Here is a 16433-nt window from a genome sequence, read left to right as displayed (position 1 = left end):
AAGGGTTAACCGCGCAGGCGGTTGCGGGGCGGTGGCCGCACGCCTAAATAATTGGAACACCTTGTCAATACAACGGGCACGAGGCCGCAGGGAAGGGCGGTAAAACTCCGCTTCCGTGGTCTGGATCGATTGTGCTCGGGACACCAATGGGATAGGTTTCCCACAGGCCCGGTTCCTGTTCTGTTTCCGTCAGAATCCAGGCCCTCGCGGCAGCTCCGTCGTGGTCCTGTCCAAAGTCATCCGGAGCCCACCATTTCATGGATTTCAACAAAACACGGTACATCCCAATGAGCCGTCGGCGTCGCATTTATGAAGGCAAGGCCAAGGTCCTTTACGAAGGTCCCGAGCCCGGCACCCTGATCCAGCACTTCAAGGACGACGCCACCGCCTTCAATGCCAAGAAGCACCAGGTGATCGAAGGCAAGGGCGTCCTCAACAACCGCATCTCGGAGTACCTGTTTCAGCACCTCAACGACATCGGGGTGCCGACCCACTTCATCCGCCGGCTCAACATGCGCGAGCAGTTGATTCGCGAGGTCGAGATCGTGCCGCTCGAGGTCGTGGTGCGCAATGTGGCGGCGGGCTCGCTGTCGCAGCGCCTCGGCATCGAGGAAGGCACCCAGCTGCCGCGTTCGATCATCGAATTCTATTACAAGAACGACCAGCTCAACGACCCCATGGTGTCGGAGGAGCACATCACGGCGTTCGGCTGGGCTACTCCCCAGGAGATCGACGACATCATGGCGCTGGCCATTCGCGTCAACGACTTCCTGACCGGGCTTTTCCTCGGCATCGGCATCCGTCTGGTCGATTTCAAGATGGAATGCGGCCGGCTGTTCGAGAACGAGATGATGCGGATCATCGTCGCCGACGAGATTTCCCCCGATTCCTGCCGGCTGTGGGACATCAAGTCGAACGAGAAGCTCGACAAGGACCGCTTCCGTCGTGATCTTGGCGGCCTTCTGGAGGCCTATACCGAGGTCGCCAAGCGGCTCGGCATCCTGATGGAGAACGAGCGTCCGGCGGGCTCCGGCCCGGTCCTGGTCAAGAGCTAAAGGGAAGCAAGACGTGAAAGCGCGTGTCACGGTGACGCTGAAATCCGGCATCCTCGATCCCCAGGGTAAGGCGATCGAGGGCGCCCTCAAGTCGCTCGGCGTCGACGGCGTCGCCAGCGTGCGCCAGGGCAAGGTGTTCGACATCGAGCTCGCAGGCGACGACAAGGCCAAGGCGGAGGCGGCGCTGAAAGCCGCCGCCGACAAGCTGCTCGCCAATACGGTGATCGAGAATTACCGGGTGGAGCTGTTGGGGTAGGCGATGGTCGTGACCGACCGCGAGATCTACGAGCTGGTGCTTGAGGTCTCGCGTGATCTGGTCCGGGTCGAAGCTTCAGTCGATGAGCTGCTTGCTGGTGTGCGAGCGTTGAACCGGGAGCTCTCGTCAGACTCACATACTCTCGCGACGCTGCGAGGGGATCATTCTCGAGCAAGCACGTAGAACATGAAATCCGCCGTCCTCGTCTTCCCAGGCATCAACCGCGAACGCGACATGGCGCGGGCCTTGCGCATGATCTCCGGCCATGAGCCGGCGATGGTCTGGCACGCCGAGACGGCGCTGCCGAAGGGAACCGACCTCGTCGTGGTGCCCGGCGGCTTCTCCTATGGCGATTATCTGCGCTGTGGCGCGATCGCCGCGCGGGCGCCGGTGATGGATGCGGTGCGCGATCACGCCGCCAAGGGTGGCCTCGTGCTCGGCGTCTGCAACGGCTTCCAGATCCTGTGCGAGTCGGGCCTGCTGCCGGGCGTGCTGATGCGCAACGACCGGCTGAAGTTCATCTGCAAGGACGTGCATCTGCGCGTCGAGCGCTCGGACTCGCCGTTCACCCGCGGCTACAATGCCGGCCAGGTCATCCGCGTGCCGGTCGCCCATGGCGAGGGCAATTACGCGGCCGATGAAGAGACGTTGAAGCGGCTCAATGGTGATGGGCGCGTGCTGTATCGTTACTGCTCGGCCGATGGCGAGGTCGGCGACCTCAGCAACATCAACGGCGCCGCGCATTCCATCGCCGGCATCGTCAACGAGAGCGGCAATGTGCTCGGCATGATGCCGCATCCCGAGAATCACGTCGAGGACATCATGGGCTGCACCGACGGCCGCGGCCTGTTCGCCGGCCTCGTCGCGCATCTCGACCGCGCGGCCTGATCCTCTCTCAGCAGCAGCGCCCGTCACGTCCGGGGCGGGACGCTCGGCAGCCGGACCAACAAACGATCGATTGGCGGCGGAGGGATGAGGGACGTTCCTCCAACTTTGGATCGTCCATGACCTCCGCCCTTGCCTTGATCCCGACGGTGCCTTGATGTCGACGCTGCCTGCTACCCGGCGCACTCTGCGCTGGCCTTTCGTTCTGATGTTGCTCTTGGCCGTCCCGGGCCTCGATGCCGTCCGGGCTGAGACTCCGTCGCCTGCTGCGCCGAGTCAGCCGGTGGCTGTGCGCGGCTGGACACCACAGCGACCGAACGGCACCGACGTGACCTTCTTCCTGTGCGAGGATGCCAAATGCGGCCCGGGCTCGAAAGTGAGCTATCGGCTCTATGCGCCCAACACGACCTTGACGATCGAGCAATTCCGCGCGTCACAGGAACAGACGGTCAAGCTGCTGGACCAGCGCGTGCCCGGCCAGAAGACCACAATTCTGCGCGTGGAGGGCGACAACGGCACCGGCGTGCCGCGGGTGTTCCGGGTGCGCCGTCTGAAGGTGGCGCCGGATGGGACCAAGGAATATCAGGTCAGCGGCGTCCTGTTTGGCGCAAAGGGCAGCGCAAGTCTGATCAGCACGGCGAGCAGCGAAACGGGCAGCACCGCCAACTTTGCCCAGTTTGCCATTCCCGTCATGGCCCTGCTCGGCCCGTCGTCGCGGTAAGGCGTGCGAACGCTGCCGCTCCATAGAGCGGCGGCCCGCGCGGCCGCAGGCGGTTCTTGGCGGTCGATGAAGACGCCGTTCATCGAAATCGTTCCGCAGTTTTTTCTCGCGCCGCCCGGCAACGCCGAGCGGCTGTTCGCGTTGTCCGCCCGCGAGTGGGGCAGGGAACCAAGGAGGTTCTCTTATGACGACGAAACATTGGCTGGGAACGGCCGCGATCATCCTGGCGATCGGCACGGCATCAGGTGCTGCATCGGCGCAATCGGACACGAAGCGCGAGAGCGGTGCTGCCGCTCCCACGGCGCGCGAGGCGACTCGGCCCGGCAGCGAAGCCAAAGGCGAGGTCAAAGGCGGCGGCGCCGCGGCTGCTGAACGCGGCGCATCCGAGACGCGGCAGAGCGCGCAGGAGCCGCGCCGGGGCGAGCCGTCCTCCGCGGCGGGCCGCGAGCAGGCCCAGGAGCGGTCCTCGGAGCGGTCCTCGGAACGGTCGGCGCCTGATGCCAAGCAGAGCGCCGAAAGCAAGGGCGAGCGCGGGCCAGCTGCCGCCGAGCGCGGCCGCGACGCCAAGGAGAGCGCCGAGACGAAGTCGGCAACCGACAGCAAGCAGGCTGACAAGCAGCCGGACAGCAAGACCAAGGCGGAGTCCAAGCCGCAGCAGGGACGCGCCGAGGATCAGCGCAAGGGCGAGGACCGCGCCGCCGAAACCAAATCGGGCGCGACGGAGCGCAAGTCGGATCGCGAAGCCGATCGCAACGACCGCAACGGTGCCGACAAGAACCGGCAGAGCCAGGACGAGCGCAAGCCCGGCACCTCCGACCAAGCGGCCGACAAGCAGGCGACGGACAAGCAGTCGACTGACCGCAACAAGCAGGCCAATCAGCCGACTGGCGCGGACAAGGCTTCCACCGCGCAGCAGAACCAGCAGCCGGGTTCGACCACGGCCGACACACGTCAGCAGAATGCGACCGGACAGGCCAACAATCCGGCCCAGCCCGGCGCCAACCGCTCCAGCACGCAGGTCTCCGTCAACGCGCAGCAGAAGACCCGCGTGGTCGATCAGCTCAAGCGCGATCACGACTTCGATCAAGCGCGGACCAATGTCGACATCCGCATCAATGTCGGCGAGCGCCTGCCGGAACGTGTCCGGCCGCGTCCGCTGCCGTCGGACATCGTGACCATCGTGCCGGAATATCGCGGCTACGAGTACACCGTCGTGCATGACGAGATCGCGATCGTCGATCCGCGCAGCCGCGAGATCATCGACATCATCCCGCAGAACGGCATGCGCGCTGATCGGGGCTACGATCGCGGCGGCTATGGCGTGGGCTCGACCCGTATCGTGCTGTCGGACGACCAGCGCCAGATCCTGCGCCGCGCCGCCACCGAGACCAGCACGGTGGGCTCGACCACATCGTCGTCCTCTTCGTCCGGCGCGAGCTGCCTGAGCCTGCGTCGCGTGCCCGACGAGCTCGCCCGCGCCAATCCGGAGCTCGCCAACTACCAATATCTGGCGATCGGCGATCAGGTCGTGCTGGTCGACCCCCGCGACCAGAAGGTGGTGCAGGTGATCGACCAGCAGCAATAGGCGCGCTGCGGAGACCGAGTGGAGGGGCGGGAGCGCAAGGCGGCGCTTCCGCCTTTTTCCTTTCCTTGGTGCTGACGAGCAGCCCTATCGTGCAACGCTCCGCTACGGCGAATTCGCCGCGTCCGGTGTGCGCCGCTTCACCCGCTTGATCGTGCCGGAGAATGAGAACAGCGGCCGGGTGCCGGAATGCAGCATGCCGCGGAGGAAGATCAGCGAGGCGCCGGCGCGGGTGACCTCGCCGGTGGCTTCGATCAACTCACCCTCGCGTGCGGCGTCGAGGAATTCCGACGAGAACGACACGGTCACGCCCGGGCCCTGCAGGATCGGCGCGGCGAAGGCGAACAGGCAGTAATCGGCGAAGGTCATCAGGCAGCCGCCATGGACGTTGCCGCCGCCATTGAGATGCTTCTTCTCGACCCGGAAGGCGCATCGGATCGAGCCATCCTCCTCCATCCGGTGCCAGAACGGACCGGTATGGGATTCGTAGCTGTCGCGCAGCCAGGTGCGCCAGCCGGCGAACTCGCCGTCGGTCGCGATGTGGATGCCGGGGCGGTTCTCGAAGGCGGAACGGGACAGGTCGTGCACGTGTCAGGGCCTTTAACTGTTGATTTACCGTCTTAAATCCGATTGGCCGCCAATCTGCAAATATCCCGCCTGGCGGGGCGGGCCAAAGCTCTGGACAGGGCGGAATAGGGCCGTAAAAGGCCTTTTCCGCTTCTGACTCTGTATCTATGAAGCAGGGTTTAAGGGACCAGCGGCCCACGGGGCAAAGGCATTTCTCCATGCGCAATGAACCGCAGATCACCCCCGAGCTCGTCGCCGCCCATGGCCTGAAGCCCGACGAATATGAGCGCATCCTGAAGCTGATCGGGCGGGTGCCGACCTTCACCGAGCTCGGCATCTTCTCGGCGATGTGGAACGAGCACTGCTCGTACAAATCGTCGCGGATCCATCTGCGGGGCCTGCCGACCAAGGCACCCTGGGTGATCCAGGGTCCGGGCGAGAACGCCGGCGTGATCGATATCGGCGACGGCCAGGCGGTCGTGTTCAAGATGGAGAGCCACAATCACCCGAGCTATATCGAGCCGTACCAGGGTGCCACCACCGGCGTCGGCGGCATCCTGCGCGACGTCTTCACGATGGGCGCCCGCCCGATCGCCTGCCTGAACGCGCTGTCGTTCGGCGCGCCGGAGCATCCCAAGACCCGGCACCTGGTGTCCGGCGTGGTCGCCGGCATCGGCGGCTATGGCAACTCGTTCGGCGTGCCGACGGTGGGCGGCCAGACCCGTTTCCACACCCGCTATGACGGCAACATCCTGGTCAACGCGATGGCGGTGGGCCTCGCCGATGCCGACAAGATCTTCTATGCGGCGGCCTCCGGCGTGAACATGCCGATCGTCTATCTCGGCTCCAAGACCGGCCGCGACGGCATCCACGGCGCCTCGATGGCCTCCGCCGAGTTCGACGACTCCTCCGAGGAGAAGCGCCCCACGGTGCAGGTCGGCGATCCCTTTGCGGAGAAGCTGCTGCTCGAAGCGTGCCTCGAGATCATGGCCGCCGACTGCGTGATCGCGATCCAGGACATGGGGGCGGCGGGCCTGACATGCTCGGCGGTCGAGATGGGCGCCAAGGGTGATCTCGGCGTCGACCTCGATCTCGACGCGGTGCCGACCCGCGAGACCGGCATGAGCGCCTATGAGATGATGCTCTCGGAAAGCCAGGAGCGCATGCTCATGGTGCTGAAGCCGGAGAAGGAGAAGGAGGCCGAGGCGATCTTCCGCAAATGGGGGCTCGACTTCGCCGTCGTCGGCTACACCACGCCGAGCAAGCGCTTCGTCGTCAAGCACGGCGGCGACGTCATGGCCGACCTGCCGATCAAGGAGCTCGGCGACGAGGCGCCGCTCTATGACCGTCCGCACGTGGCTTCGCCAGCGCTGCCGGTGATCCATGCCCGCGAGGTCAAGGCGCCCATGGACACCATCCCGGCGCTGGAGAAGCTGATCGCAACGCCAGATCTGTGCTCGAAGCGCTGGATCTGGGAGCAGTATGATCACGTCATTCTCGGCAATACCGTGCAGCGTCCGGGCGGCGATGCTGCTGTCGTGCGCGTGCAGGACGGGCCGAAAGGCTTGGCGCTGACCGTCGACGTGACGCCGCGCTATTGCGAGGCCGATCCTTATCAAGGCGGCATGCAGGCGGTGGCGGAGGCCTGGCGCAATATCACCGCGGTCGGCGGTCGGCCGCTCGCGATCACCGACAATCTGAATTTCGGCAATCCGGAGCGGCCCGAGATCATGGGGCAGTTCGTCGGCTGCCTGAAGGGCATCTCGGAAGCCTGCCGCGCGCTCGACTTCCCGGTCGTGTCCGGCAACGTCTCGCTCTACAACGAGACCAACGGCCGCGCGATCCTGCCGACGCCCTCGATCGGCGGCGTCGGCCTGCTCGACGATTTCACCAAATCGGCCAGCATCGCCTTCAAGGCCGAAGGCGAGGCGATCCTGCTGATCGGCGAGACTCATGGCTGGCTCGGTCAGTCGGTGTATCTGCGCGACGTCTGCGGCCGCGAGGAGGGCGCTCCGCCGCCGGTCGATCTCGCCGCCGAGAAGCGTATCGGCGACGTCGTCCGGGGCATGATCCATGCGGGCACGGCGACCGCTGCGCACGATCTCTCCGACGGCGGCCTGCTGGTGGCGCTGGCCGAGATGGCCATGGCGTCCGGCATCGGCGCCCGGCTGCTGGCCGCCCCCGCTTCGATCGTGCCGCACGCTTATTGGTTCGGCGAGGACCAGGCCCGCTATCTGGTGACGGTGCCGGAGACCGAGGCCGGCCGCGTGCTCGCCAAGATGCGCGGTGCGGGCGTGCCATGCACCCGTATCGGCACCACCGGCGGCTCGGCGCTTGCCATCGCCGGCGAGGCGTCGGTCGAGGTCACCACGCTGAAGACCCGGTTCGAGAGCTGGCTGCCGGGCTACATGGGCGGCGCTGCCTAGTCCATCGCGGTCGTCCCGGACAAGCCACGGCGGCGCCCCGCGCCGACGGGGCGCCGATCCGGGACTCATACGCCGTGCGCACGAACGCGTTGCGCGGGCTGATCGTTGACCCACGCCAACAACAAAGTCCTGTGGCGATGGGGACCCGCTTTCGCAGGGACGACAGCGGAGTTCGTTGTCCGAGCAGTGGTTACCCTTGGCGTCATTGCGAGCGAAGCGACGCAATCCAGAGCTCCGGCGGGACCCTGGATTGCGTCGTCGCTTCGCTCCTCGCAATGACGGACGAGACAGGGGCGTCCTACAACACGCTCTTCGCGCCCGGAATTTGCCGTAACACCCAGGTCGCTCCCCAGCTCAACAACACGCTGCCGACAAAGGCGATCGTGGCCTTGACGATGGCCGGCAGGCTGAGGTCGAACAACCAATATTGGATCCACAGCACGATCGGATAGTGCACCAGGAACATGCCATAGGCGTCGGCCTGCAGCCGGTCGAGCACGGAGAATTCCGAACGGCGGTTGTTGAGGAAGTAGGACAGGATCGCGAACATCATCGCGGCGCTGAAGATCACGAAGAAGAAGCCATAGGCCGCCTCGTACCAGTGCGGCAGCTCGGGCGGATTGCCGAGCACCTGACGCTTGATCGTGATCAGCACCCAGAGCAGCGCGTAAGGCACGATCGTGACCACGATCCATGCGCCGAGCCCACGCTGCGACATCTGCCCTTCGGCAGCCAGCAGGCCGCGCTCGAAATTGGCCGAGCCGATCCCGGCGCCGACGAAGAAGTAGGCGGCGTAGAGCAGCACGCGGCTGGCCTGGACCGAGAGCGGACCAAGTTCGAACCAATGCGTCGGTCCAAAATACAGCCGCGCCGGGATGTAGAGCACGCCGGTGATCAGCAGGAAGATGAAGAAGAAATCGCGCGGATGAGCGAAGGCGCGCAGCGACAGCCGGTTGATCGGATCGAGCAGGTGCGGCGAGACGCGGTAAAGCAGCGCGGCCGCAAGATCGAACGCCAGGAGCACCCAGATGAACCAGATCGGCCCGCTCGGCCAGGGGCCGACGGTGACGGTCTTCCACCAGAATGCGGCGAAGGTCGCCTCGGGATTGGCGCGCAATTCGATCGCATAATAAGCCAGCGGAATAACGGTCAGGGCAGCGATCACGAAGGGCAGACCAAGCCGCAGCAGCCGGTCGCGCAAGTGCTGCAAGGTCGATTTGTGGGCAAGGCCGGACCACACGAACAGGCCCGACAGGAAGAAGAACATCGCCATGAAGAAGCTGTCGGTGGCCAGCACGATGCCATCGAAGCCGATGAACGAGGTCGGATCGGTGTGGCCGAAATAGGTATAGGGAATCACGGCGTGATGCAGCAACACCACCAGCGTCAGGAATGTTCTTGCATGGTCGAGCGCTGCATTGCGCGCCCGGGCCCGAGGCCTGGCCTGAAGCTCGACCTTCGCGGCCGCCGCCGATTGCGTAACCGATATGACCATATACCCCCCTCAAATGCCCCTGCGTCAGTTCGCCGACCTCGCTGGACGATTGCATCCGCCCTCATCGCCAAGGCCGTCGGCAAGATCGGTCCGACCTGCGTGAGCAAGAATTGAATGATCGCGTGCACATTGGCAGCACTCGCGCCGAGCAGCGGATGACCCCGCCGGGACACCCGATCTCATCGCCGATGCTGCAAATCAGCAAGCGCCGCGACCCGCAAGCCGATTTCTCACACAGTTGAACATTTCTCGTCATCGATCATTACGACGAGCGGCGCTCAAAGTTACGGGCCGGCGGTCTCCCGGTTGCGAGATTCTTCCGTCCGAGGCGCGATCGCTCCAGGAACCGGTTCCAGGCACCGTCGTTAGTGAGGCGAACGCGCCGGCACGGCGCCGGACTGGAGGACCATACCGTGACTATTCTCAAATGGGCGCTGCTGTTCTTCGTAATCTCGGTGGTTGCCGGTATTCTCGGCTTCACCGGCATTTCAGCAGCTTCCGCCGACATTGCGCGGATCCTGTTCTACATCTTCCTGGTGATCTTCCTCGTGCTCCTGATCCTCGGATTGACGATCTTCAGGGTCTAGACATTCAGGGTCGAGGCACCATGAGTCAACGACACCGCGTGCGGTTCGGCCCCTGCGCCGCCCGCGCGGCATATGACGATCAATCAGCCACTTCCTCGATCCGCACCTTGTCCGGATAGAACGCCAGATGACCCGCAATCTCGGTCATCGCGGGGAAGGGGGCCTCGTAGCTCCAGATCGCATTGTCCAGAGTGGTGCCATTGGCGACGATGCTGAAATAGCTGGCATCCCCCTTATACGGACAGTGGGTGACGCGAGCCGTCTTCTGGAGGGCTGCCATGTTGGCGTCGGCCCGCGGCACATATTGGACAGCCGGGTAGCTCGCCTCTTTCAGCGTCAAGGCGCGGGTGGTGTCGGCAATCACGGCCCCGCCGGCAAGCACGCGCACGCGCTTCGGATTGGGCGTGATGGTGATCGGGTGGTCCGGACCGGGAAGCTTCATGTTGCGCGTCCTCATCTGGTCGACCGGGTGCGGCACCCGGTCCTGCCATTTTGTTGTATCCAGCTATATAGTGGCTCCGGACGTGACCTCGAAAGCAGTTCGCGCTAATTTCGGCCATCACGGTCGCGCGAGAGTGCCTTGATTCGTTGCATTCGACGGCCCACGCCAGGGTCGGGCGCTGTATCACCAAGGTGCCCTCGGACCGAGCACAGAAGGAGATTGATCGGATGCCCATGGATGCCCACGATATCGAGCAGATGATCAAGGCCGCCATCCCCGATGCCCAGGTGACGATTCGTGATCTCGCAGGCGATGGCGATCATTACGCCGCCACGGTGATCTCGGAGACCTTCCGCGGCAAGTCCCGCGTGCAGCAGCATCAGCTCGTTTATCAATCGCTGCGTGGCCAGATGGGAGACGTGCTGCACGCCCTCGCCTTGCAGACAGGGGTCCCAGATCAGCGCTGACGCCGCGGCGCACACCTTGGGGGAGGTGGGAGTGGAGAATCCGCGAGGTGCGCTGTTCCGGGTTCTGGAGCCGAACCGGCATAGCCGTGTGACGTTCGTCGAGCTGTTCTTCGATCTCGTCTTCGTCTACGCGGTGACGCAGATCTCGCATTATCTGATTGGCCATTTCACGCCGCTCGGCGCCGCGCAGACGGCGATGCTGTTCCTCGCGGTCTGGTGGGTCTGGGTCTATACCGCCTGGGTGACCAACTGGCTCGATCCTGAAAAAGCGCTTGTTCGCGGCCTGCTGTTTGCGTTGATGCTGGCGGGCCTCGTACTGTCGATGTCGATCCCGCGGGCATTCGAGGATCGCGGCCTGTGGTTCGCGATCGCTTACGCCGCGATGCAGGTCGGCCGCACCGCCTTCTGGTTGACAGCGACGCCGCCGCAGCGATCGGCCGTCCGCCGCAACGCCGCCCGCATTCTGGCCTGGCTCTGTGCATCCGCCGTGCTCTGGCTGCTCGGCGGCCTGGCCGAGGGGACATCGCGAATGGCGCTCTGGGGCGCTGCGCTCACGCTGGAATACATCTCGCCGGCCGTTCGCTTCTGGGTTCCGGGTCTCGGCAGCTCGACCGTGGAAGACTGGATGGTCGAGGGCGGCCATATGGCGGAGCGCTGCGCGCTGTTCATCATCATTGCGCTGGGAGAATCGATCGTCGTCACCGGTGCCACTTTCGCGGAGCTCGACTGGTCCGGCGCCAACATCGCCGCCTTTGCCAGCGCCTTCATCGGTACGGTCGCGATGTGGGCGGTGTATTTCAATCGCGGTGCCGAGGCAGGCTCCGAGATGATCTCGCGATCCACCCAATCCGGGCTCGTTGCCCGATCGGCCTACACCTATCTGCATATGCCGATCGTCGCCGGCATCATCGTGTCGGCCGTGGCTGACGAGATTGTCCTCAAGCATCCCCTCGGACATAGCGACTTCAAGACCGTCGCCGTCACGATCGGAGGACCATTCGTCTTTCTCGTCGGGACCATCCTGTTCAAGCGCGAAGCGCGCGGATTCCTCCAGCTGTCTCACGGCGCGGGCCTGCTTGCGCTGGTCGGACTCGGCTGGTTCGCGCCTGCGCTGTCGCCGCTGCTCCTTTCCGCGCTGACGAGCGCGCTGCTCGCGATCGTCGCGCTGTGGGAGACGCTGTCATTGCGAGCGAAGCCGGAGCCTCACGCCTCGGCGACCAGCGCCTGAACCGAGAACATCTCGCTGGCATCTGTCCACACGGTCTGCACGCTCCAGCCCGAGCCGCGCGCCAGCGCGCCAAACCGCGCGATGCTGTATTTGTAGCTGTTCTCGGTGTGAATGCTCTCGCCGGCCCGGAACGCGATCGTTGTGCCGAGCAGGCGCACGGTCTGCGGCTTGCGCGCAACCAGATGCATCTCGATGCGGTGCTGCTCGCGATTGTAGATGGCACGGTGGGCGAAGGCAGACAGGTCGAAATTGCCGCCGAGCTCGCGGTTGATCCGCAACAGCAGATTAAGATTGAAGCGGGCGGTCACGCCGGCTGCATCGTTATACGCCGCATGCAGGATCCGCTCGTCCTTCTCAAGGTCCACGCCCACGATCATCAGGGCGCCGGTGCCGAGGATCTCCCGCGCGGAGCGCAGGAAACGGCAGGCTTCATGCGGCTCGAAATTGCCGATCGTCGACCCCGGAAAGAAGCCGACCTTCGGCTTGCCGTCGATTGCGCGGGGCAGACTGAAGGCCGTGGTGAAGTCGGCGATGACGGGGTGGACCGCCAAATCGGGGAAATCGTGCCGCAAGCTCTCGGCCTGCGCGGTCAGGAAGTCGCCGGAAATATCGACGGGGACGTAGGCTGCAAAGCCGCAGTTTTCGAGCAGCAGCCGCACCTTGGTGGTCGCGCCGGCGCCGAACTCGATCAGGGCCGCATCCTCTGGGATGATCGCGGCAATCTCGGCACCCCGATCTCTGAGAATGCCAAGCTCGGTGCGCGTCGGGTAATACTCCGGCAACCGTGTGATCTGCTCGAAGAGATCCGATCCGGCGGCGTCGTAGAAGTATTTCGGTGACAATTGCTTGGGCTGCTGCGTCAACCCAGCCAACACATCTGACGCGAAGGCCGATGTCTTGGCGTCCGGGAGATGAGCATTGGCCAAAGCATTGACGTGGACGTTCATGATACTCTCCAGGACGCGCATGGGCGCGGTTGTCGGGATTTGACGCTGACGGCTAGTCGTAATCGGCGAGCCTCAGCCCCGTGAATTGCCAGCGATGATGCGGATAAAAGAAGTTGCGGTAGGTGACGCGGCTGTGGCCCGCTGGCGTCGCCAGCGATGATCCGCGCAGCACCAGCTGGTTGACCATGAACTTGCCGTTGTACTCGCCGAGCGCCCCTTCGATGGCCCGATAACCGGGGTAGGGGCTGTAGGCGCTGCGCGTCCATTGCCAGACCGTGCCGAAGGCATCGTTGAGGTGATGGCCGCGCGCGGCGACTTCCCACTCCATCTCCGTCGGAAGATGCTTGCCGCGCCAGCGCGCGAAGGCGTCCGCTTCGTAATAGCTGACGTGGCAGACCGGTGCGTCGGGGTCGGCGGGCTGCAGGCCGCCGAGCGTCATGATGCGCCATTCGCCCTCGACCTTGTACCAGTGGCCAGGTGCCTGCCAGCCTTCGCGCGTGGCGGTGGCGAAGCCGTCCATCAACCAGAGCGTCGCCATCTCGTAGCCGCCGGCGTCCATGAAGGCGAGCCACTCGGCGTTGGTGACGAGGTTGCGCGCGAGTTTGACCGGCCCAACCAGCGCCCGATGCGCCGGACCCTCATTGTCGAAATGATAGCCCCCGCCAGCATGGCCGACGGTGTGGATGCCCTCCGGGAGGTCAACCCACGTTTCGCCGGTGGCCGCCTGGGCGGGGAAGCGCCAAGCCGGATCATAGGCCGGGGCCGTCGGATTCTGTGCGAATGCGTGCAGGATGTCGGTCAGCATCAACTCCTGATGCTGCTGCTCATGATTGAGGCCGACCTCGACGAGCGGTGCGACCGCCTGCAAGGTGGCCGCATCGGCGCGGCCCAGGAAGTCGACCATGGCGGCATCGACATGGCGGCGGTAGGCGGTGATGTCGGCCACTCCGGGGCGAGTGATCAGCCCGCGCTCGCCGCGGGTATGCCGCGGGCCGGCACTCACATAATAGGAATTGAACAGGAAGGCATAATCCGGGTGGAAAGGGGCGTAGCCGCGGCAATGCCCGCCGAGCACGAATTGTTCGAAGAACCAGGTCGTATGGGCCCGGTGCCATTTCGCCGGGCTGGCATCCGGCATCGACTGGATCACCTGATCTTCGGGGCTGAGCGGTGCGGCCCGTCGCTCGGTTTCGCCGCGGACCACCAGAAAAGCCTCGATCAGGCTTCCGGCCAGGGAGCCGTGGCTCGATGTCGGCAAGGTGGCTGGGGCGGGGGACGAGGCCGTGGCGGAGGCTGAACTGGTCACGCGGGTCTCCGTTTGGGTGGAGAGAACGTTGTTCGCAGGAACAAGTTCCTCCGGACAGTTCGTCCTAAATGGGGGCTTGGTTACGGGATGAAACCCTCGCGGCGGCTATAATATTGCTGCCGTCAGCCCATGACGGGGCCGGGGCTGGCCTTGGGGTGGTTGATCCTCGGCATTTTACTATGGCTGAACAACGGTTTGCGCTACATATAGGGGAGTGGCCTGTCAGCCGGGACGGAATGCGTCCCTGGTGCAGGACGGCACCGAGCCCCAGGCGTTCCTTGAGGCGCCCTAGAGGAAGCGAAGATGAGCATTGAGCAATTCATTGACAACGAAGTGAAGTCGAACGACGTCGTCCTGTTCATGAAGGGGACGCCGCAATTTCCGCAGTGCGGATTTTCCGGCCAGGTCGTCCAGATTCTCGATCATGTCGGCGTCGGCTATAAGGGCCTGAACGTGCTGGAATCCGCCGAGCTCCGCAACGGCATCAAGACGTTCTCCAACTGGCCTACCATCCCCCAGCTCTATGTGAAGGGTGAGTTCGTCGGCGGTTGCGACATCGTGCGCGAGATGTTCCAGAGCGGCGAGCTGCAACAGCTGTTCACCGACAAGGGCATTCCGGTCGGCACGGCAGCCTCGGCCTGAGCTATCCAGTCCGAAAGATCGGCGCGACCCGGTTCGAGGTCATCACAGCCGACATCACCAAGCTCGGCGTTGACGCCATCGTCAACGCCGCCAACTCGTCGTTGCTCGGCGGTGGCGGCGTCGATGGCGCAATCCATCGCGCGGCGGGACCGGAGCTCGTCATGGAATGCCGCATGCTCCATGGCTGCAGGACCGGCGAGGCCAAGATCACCCGGGGCTACCGGTTGCCGGCCCGCCACGTGATCCATACGGTGGGTCCGGTGTGGCAGGGCGGCGAGCGCGGCGAGCCGGAATTGCTGGCGTCGTGCTATCGTCGCTCGATCGAGCTGTGCCACAAGCATTTGCTGGACTCCGTCGCGTTTCCCGCGATCTCGACCGGAATCTTCCGCTTCCCCGCCGATCTTGCCGCCTCGATCGCGGTATCGACGGCGATCGATGCGACCCGCGAGGAGACGTCGCTGTCGCAGATCGTGTTCTGCTGCTTCTCCGAACAGAGTGCCGAGCTGCACGACCAGGCGTTGAGCGAGGCCATCATCAACCGCGGCCACGCGACGTGAATGCGGCCGATCGCTGACGAACCCGCTTGCAAGATCCGGCTGCTCTCGCGCCGCGCGCTGCTCGGTGGGCTTGTCGCGGCGCCGATGCTGCCGGTCCTGGCGCGGACGGGCGGGGCCTCGCGCCAGCTCGATCGGGCGCGGCTCGATCGCGTTTCCGACTACTTCCGAAACGAGGTCTCCTCCGGCAACATTCCCGGCGCGGTCGTTCTGGTGCAGCAGCACGCCGCTCCGGCGTTACTGCAGAGCTTCGGCTTGCGCGATCCCGCGACCCGCACGCCGATGACGGCGGATGCGATCTTTCGCATCTACTCGATGACCAAGCCGGTCACGTCGGTGGCTGCGATGATGTTGGTCGATGACGGCAGGCTCAGCCTGAATGACCCGCTGTCGAAGTTCATCCCTGCCTTTGCCGAGACGACGGTCGAGGGGGCGCCGCTGGCGCGCCCGATCACCATTCTCGATCTGCTGCGTCACACCTCGGGCATCACCTACGGGTTCTATGGCGAGACGGCGGTGCGCCGACTCTATGCCAATGCGCATCTGTTCGATGGCGACATCGACAACGCCGCCTTCGTCGCACGCCTCGCCAGGCTGCCGCTCGCCGAACAGCCCGGCACGTTGTGGGACTACGGCCACTCGACCGACGTGCTCGGGCGGGTGATCGAAATCGTCTCCGGCCGCTCGCTGTTTCAGTTCGAGACCGAGCGGCTGCTCGGGCCGCTCGGCATGCGCGAGACCGCGTTCGTCCTCGCCGACCCGAGCCAGCGCAGCCGCGTTGCCGAGCCGTCGCCGCGCGATTGGTTCGATCGGCCGATTGCCGGCCTCGACGATCCCATTCGGCCGCGGCGCTGGGAGTCGGGTGGGGCGGGCATGATCGGCACCATCTCCGACTATGCGCGGTTTGCGCAGATGCTGCTGAATGGCGGCGCGCTCGACGGCAAGCTCTATCTGAAGCCCGAGACCGTCGCGTTGATGGCGCAGGATCATGTCCTGGCGGCGGGAATTCGTCGTGATGATCTTTACTTTCCGGGCGCGGAGAGCGGTTTCGGCCTGGGATTCTCGGTGCTTCTTGTTGAGAAGCCGCCGCGGCCGCGAGGCGAATATGGCTGGGACGGCGTCGGCGGAACGTTCTTCTTCATCGATCCCGCCGACGATCTGTTCGTCATCGTCATGATGCAGGCGCCGTCGCAGCGGGGCCGCATCGCCAACGAGGTGCGGCAGCTGGTCTACGAGGCTCTGACGTAGCCCAGGTGAGCGGAGCGTCCCCCGG

At 64.8% G+C, this 16433-nt stretch carries 17 protein-coding genes; 12 read left to right on the top strand and 5 right to left on the bottom strand.

Going from position 1 to position 16433, the window contains the following annotated elements:
- Positions 1–287: 287 nt before the first annotated feature.
- The 5 genes from purC (at position 288) to HL671_RS21810 (ending at position 4502) form a co-directional block, all read left to right on the top strand.
- A complete protein-coding gene (gene purC, locus HL671_RS21830) occupies positions 288–1055 on the top strand; it encodes a phosphoribosylaminoimidazolesuccinocarboxamide synthase (RefSeq protein ID WP_008974302.1) in 768 nt (255 codons plus the stop codon).
- 13 nt (positions 1056–1068) lie between these two features.
- Positions 1069–1311, top strand: a complete 243-nt coding sequence (gene purS / locus HL671_RS21825; protein WP_012045344.1) for a phosphoribosylformylglycinamidine synthase subunit PurS — start codon at positions 1069–1071, stop codon at positions 1309–1311.
- Between the two features lie 186 nt (positions 1312–1497).
- On the top strand, positions 1498–2199 hold the full coding sequence (gene purQ / locus HL671_RS21820) for a phosphoribosylformylglycinamidine synthase subunit PurQ (protein ID WP_012045343.1): 702 nt from the start codon (positions 1498–1500) through the stop codon (positions 2197–2199).
- Positions 2200–2485: 286 nt separating this feature from the next.
- Complete coding sequence (locus HL671_RS21815) at positions 2486–2917, top strand: hypothetical protein (protein ID WP_012045342.1); 432 nt, start codon at positions 2486–2488, stop codon at positions 2915–2917.
- 184 nt (positions 2918–3101) lie between these two features.
- Positions 3102–4502: a DUF1236 domain-containing protein gene (locus HL671_RS21810; protein WP_172238434.1), complete on the top strand. Its 1401-nt coding sequence runs from the start codon at positions 3102–3104 to the stop codon at positions 4500–4502.
- A gap of 102 nt (positions 4503–4604) precedes the next feature.
- Here HL671_RS21810 and HL671_RS21805 read toward each other — a convergent pair whose 3' ends face one another.
- Positions 4605–5087, bottom strand: coding sequence for a PaaI family thioesterase (locus HL671_RS21805; RefSeq protein ID WP_012045340.1), 483 nt, complete (start codon positions 5085–5087; stop codon positions 4605–4607).
- 197 nt (positions 5088–5284) lie between these two features.
- On the opposite strand from HL671_RS21805, the gene purL reads away from it, so the two are divergent.
- Complete coding sequence (purL, locus tag HL671_RS21800; RefSeq protein ID WP_172238431.1) at positions 5285–7492, top strand: phosphoribosylformylglycinamidine synthase subunit PurL; 2208 nt, start codon at positions 5285–5287, stop codon at positions 7490–7492.
- Positions 7493–7790: 298 nt separating this feature from the next.
- Here purL and HL671_RS21795 read toward each other — a convergent pair whose 3' ends face one another.
- Entirely contained in the window at positions 7791–8987 is a 1197-nt protein-coding gene (locus tag HL671_RS21795; RefSeq protein WP_172238428.1) for an acyltransferase family protein, read from the bottom strand.
- Between the two features lie 413 nt (positions 8988–9400).
- Here HL671_RS21795 and HL671_RS21790 point away from each other — a divergent pair, with 413 nt between their 5' ends.
- On the top strand, positions 9401–9574 hold the full coding sequence (locus HL671_RS21790; protein WP_012045337.1) for a DUF1328 domain-containing protein: 174 nt from the start codon (positions 9401–9403) through the stop codon (positions 9572–9574).
- 79 nt (positions 9575–9653) lie between these two features.
- Here the strand turns inward: HL671_RS21790 and HL671_RS21785 are convergent, their stop codons facing one another.
- Positions 9654–10016 carry a DUF427 domain-containing protein gene (locus HL671_RS21785; protein WP_172238425.1) on the bottom strand — a complete coding sequence of 121 codons (363 nt, stop codon included), beginning with the start codon at positions 10014–10016 and terminating at the stop codon, positions 9654–9656.
- Between the two features lie 227 nt (positions 10017–10243).
- Between HL671_RS21785 and HL671_RS21780 the strand changes: the two genes are divergently transcribed.
- Together HL671_RS21780 and HL671_RS21775 are read left to right on the top strand one after the other, a co-directional pair.
- Positions 10244–10483 (top strand): BolA family protein, encoded by a 240-nt coding sequence (locus tag HL671_RS21780; RefSeq protein ID WP_012045335.1) that lies wholly within the window; start codon positions 10244–10246, stop codon positions 10481–10483.
- A 25-nt stretch (positions 10484–10508) separates the two neighbouring features.
- Positions 10509–11711, top strand: coding sequence for a low temperature requirement protein A (locus HL671_RS21775; protein ID WP_172238559.1), 1203 nt, complete (start codon positions 10509–10511; stop codon positions 11709–11711).
- Here HL671_RS21775 and egtD read toward each other — a convergent pair.
- Positions 11687–12658, bottom strand: coding sequence for an L-histidine N(alpha)-methyltransferase (egtD, locus tag HL671_RS21770; protein ID WP_172238422.1), 972 nt, complete (start codon positions 12656–12658; stop codon positions 11687–11689). The genes HL671_RS21775 and egtD overlap by 25 nt on opposite strands.
- A 52-nt stretch (positions 12659–12710) precedes the next feature.
- Positions 12711–13964, bottom strand: coding sequence for an ergothioneine biosynthesis protein EgtB (gene egtB / locus HL671_RS21765; RefSeq protein ID WP_172238419.1), 1254 nt, complete (start codon positions 13962–13964; stop codon positions 12711–12713).
- 303 nt (positions 13965–14267) lie between these two features.
- Between egtB and grxD the strand changes: the two genes are divergently transcribed.
- From grxD to HL671_RS21750, 3 genes are read left to right on the top strand one after another with little or no spacing between them, the layout of a single operon-like run.
- Positions 14268–14606, top strand: a complete 339-nt coding sequence (grxD, locus tag HL671_RS21760; protein WP_006609190.1) for a Grx4 family monothiol glutaredoxin — start codon at positions 14268–14270, stop codon at positions 14604–14606.
- Entirely contained in the window at positions 14603–15163 is a 561-nt protein-coding gene (locus HL671_RS21755; RefSeq protein WP_172238556.1) for an O-acetyl-ADP-ribose deacetylase, read from the top strand. Before grxD ends, HL671_RS21755 begins: the two co-directional genes overlap by 4 nt.
- Entirely contained in the window at positions 15164–16408 is a 1245-nt protein-coding gene (locus HL671_RS21750; RefSeq protein ID WP_172238416.1) for a serine hydrolase domain-containing protein, read from the top strand.
- Positions 16409–16433 lie beyond the last annotated feature (25 nt).

Source organism: Bradyrhizobium denitrificans (assembly GCF_013179005.1).
Classification (GTDB): domain Bacteria; phylum Pseudomonadota; class Alphaproteobacteria; order Rhizobiales; family Xanthobacteraceae; genus Bradyrhizobium; species Bradyrhizobium denitrificans.
The sequence above is the reverse complement of the archived record's forward strand: the minus strand, read 5'-3'. Positions and strand labels throughout refer to the sequence as shown.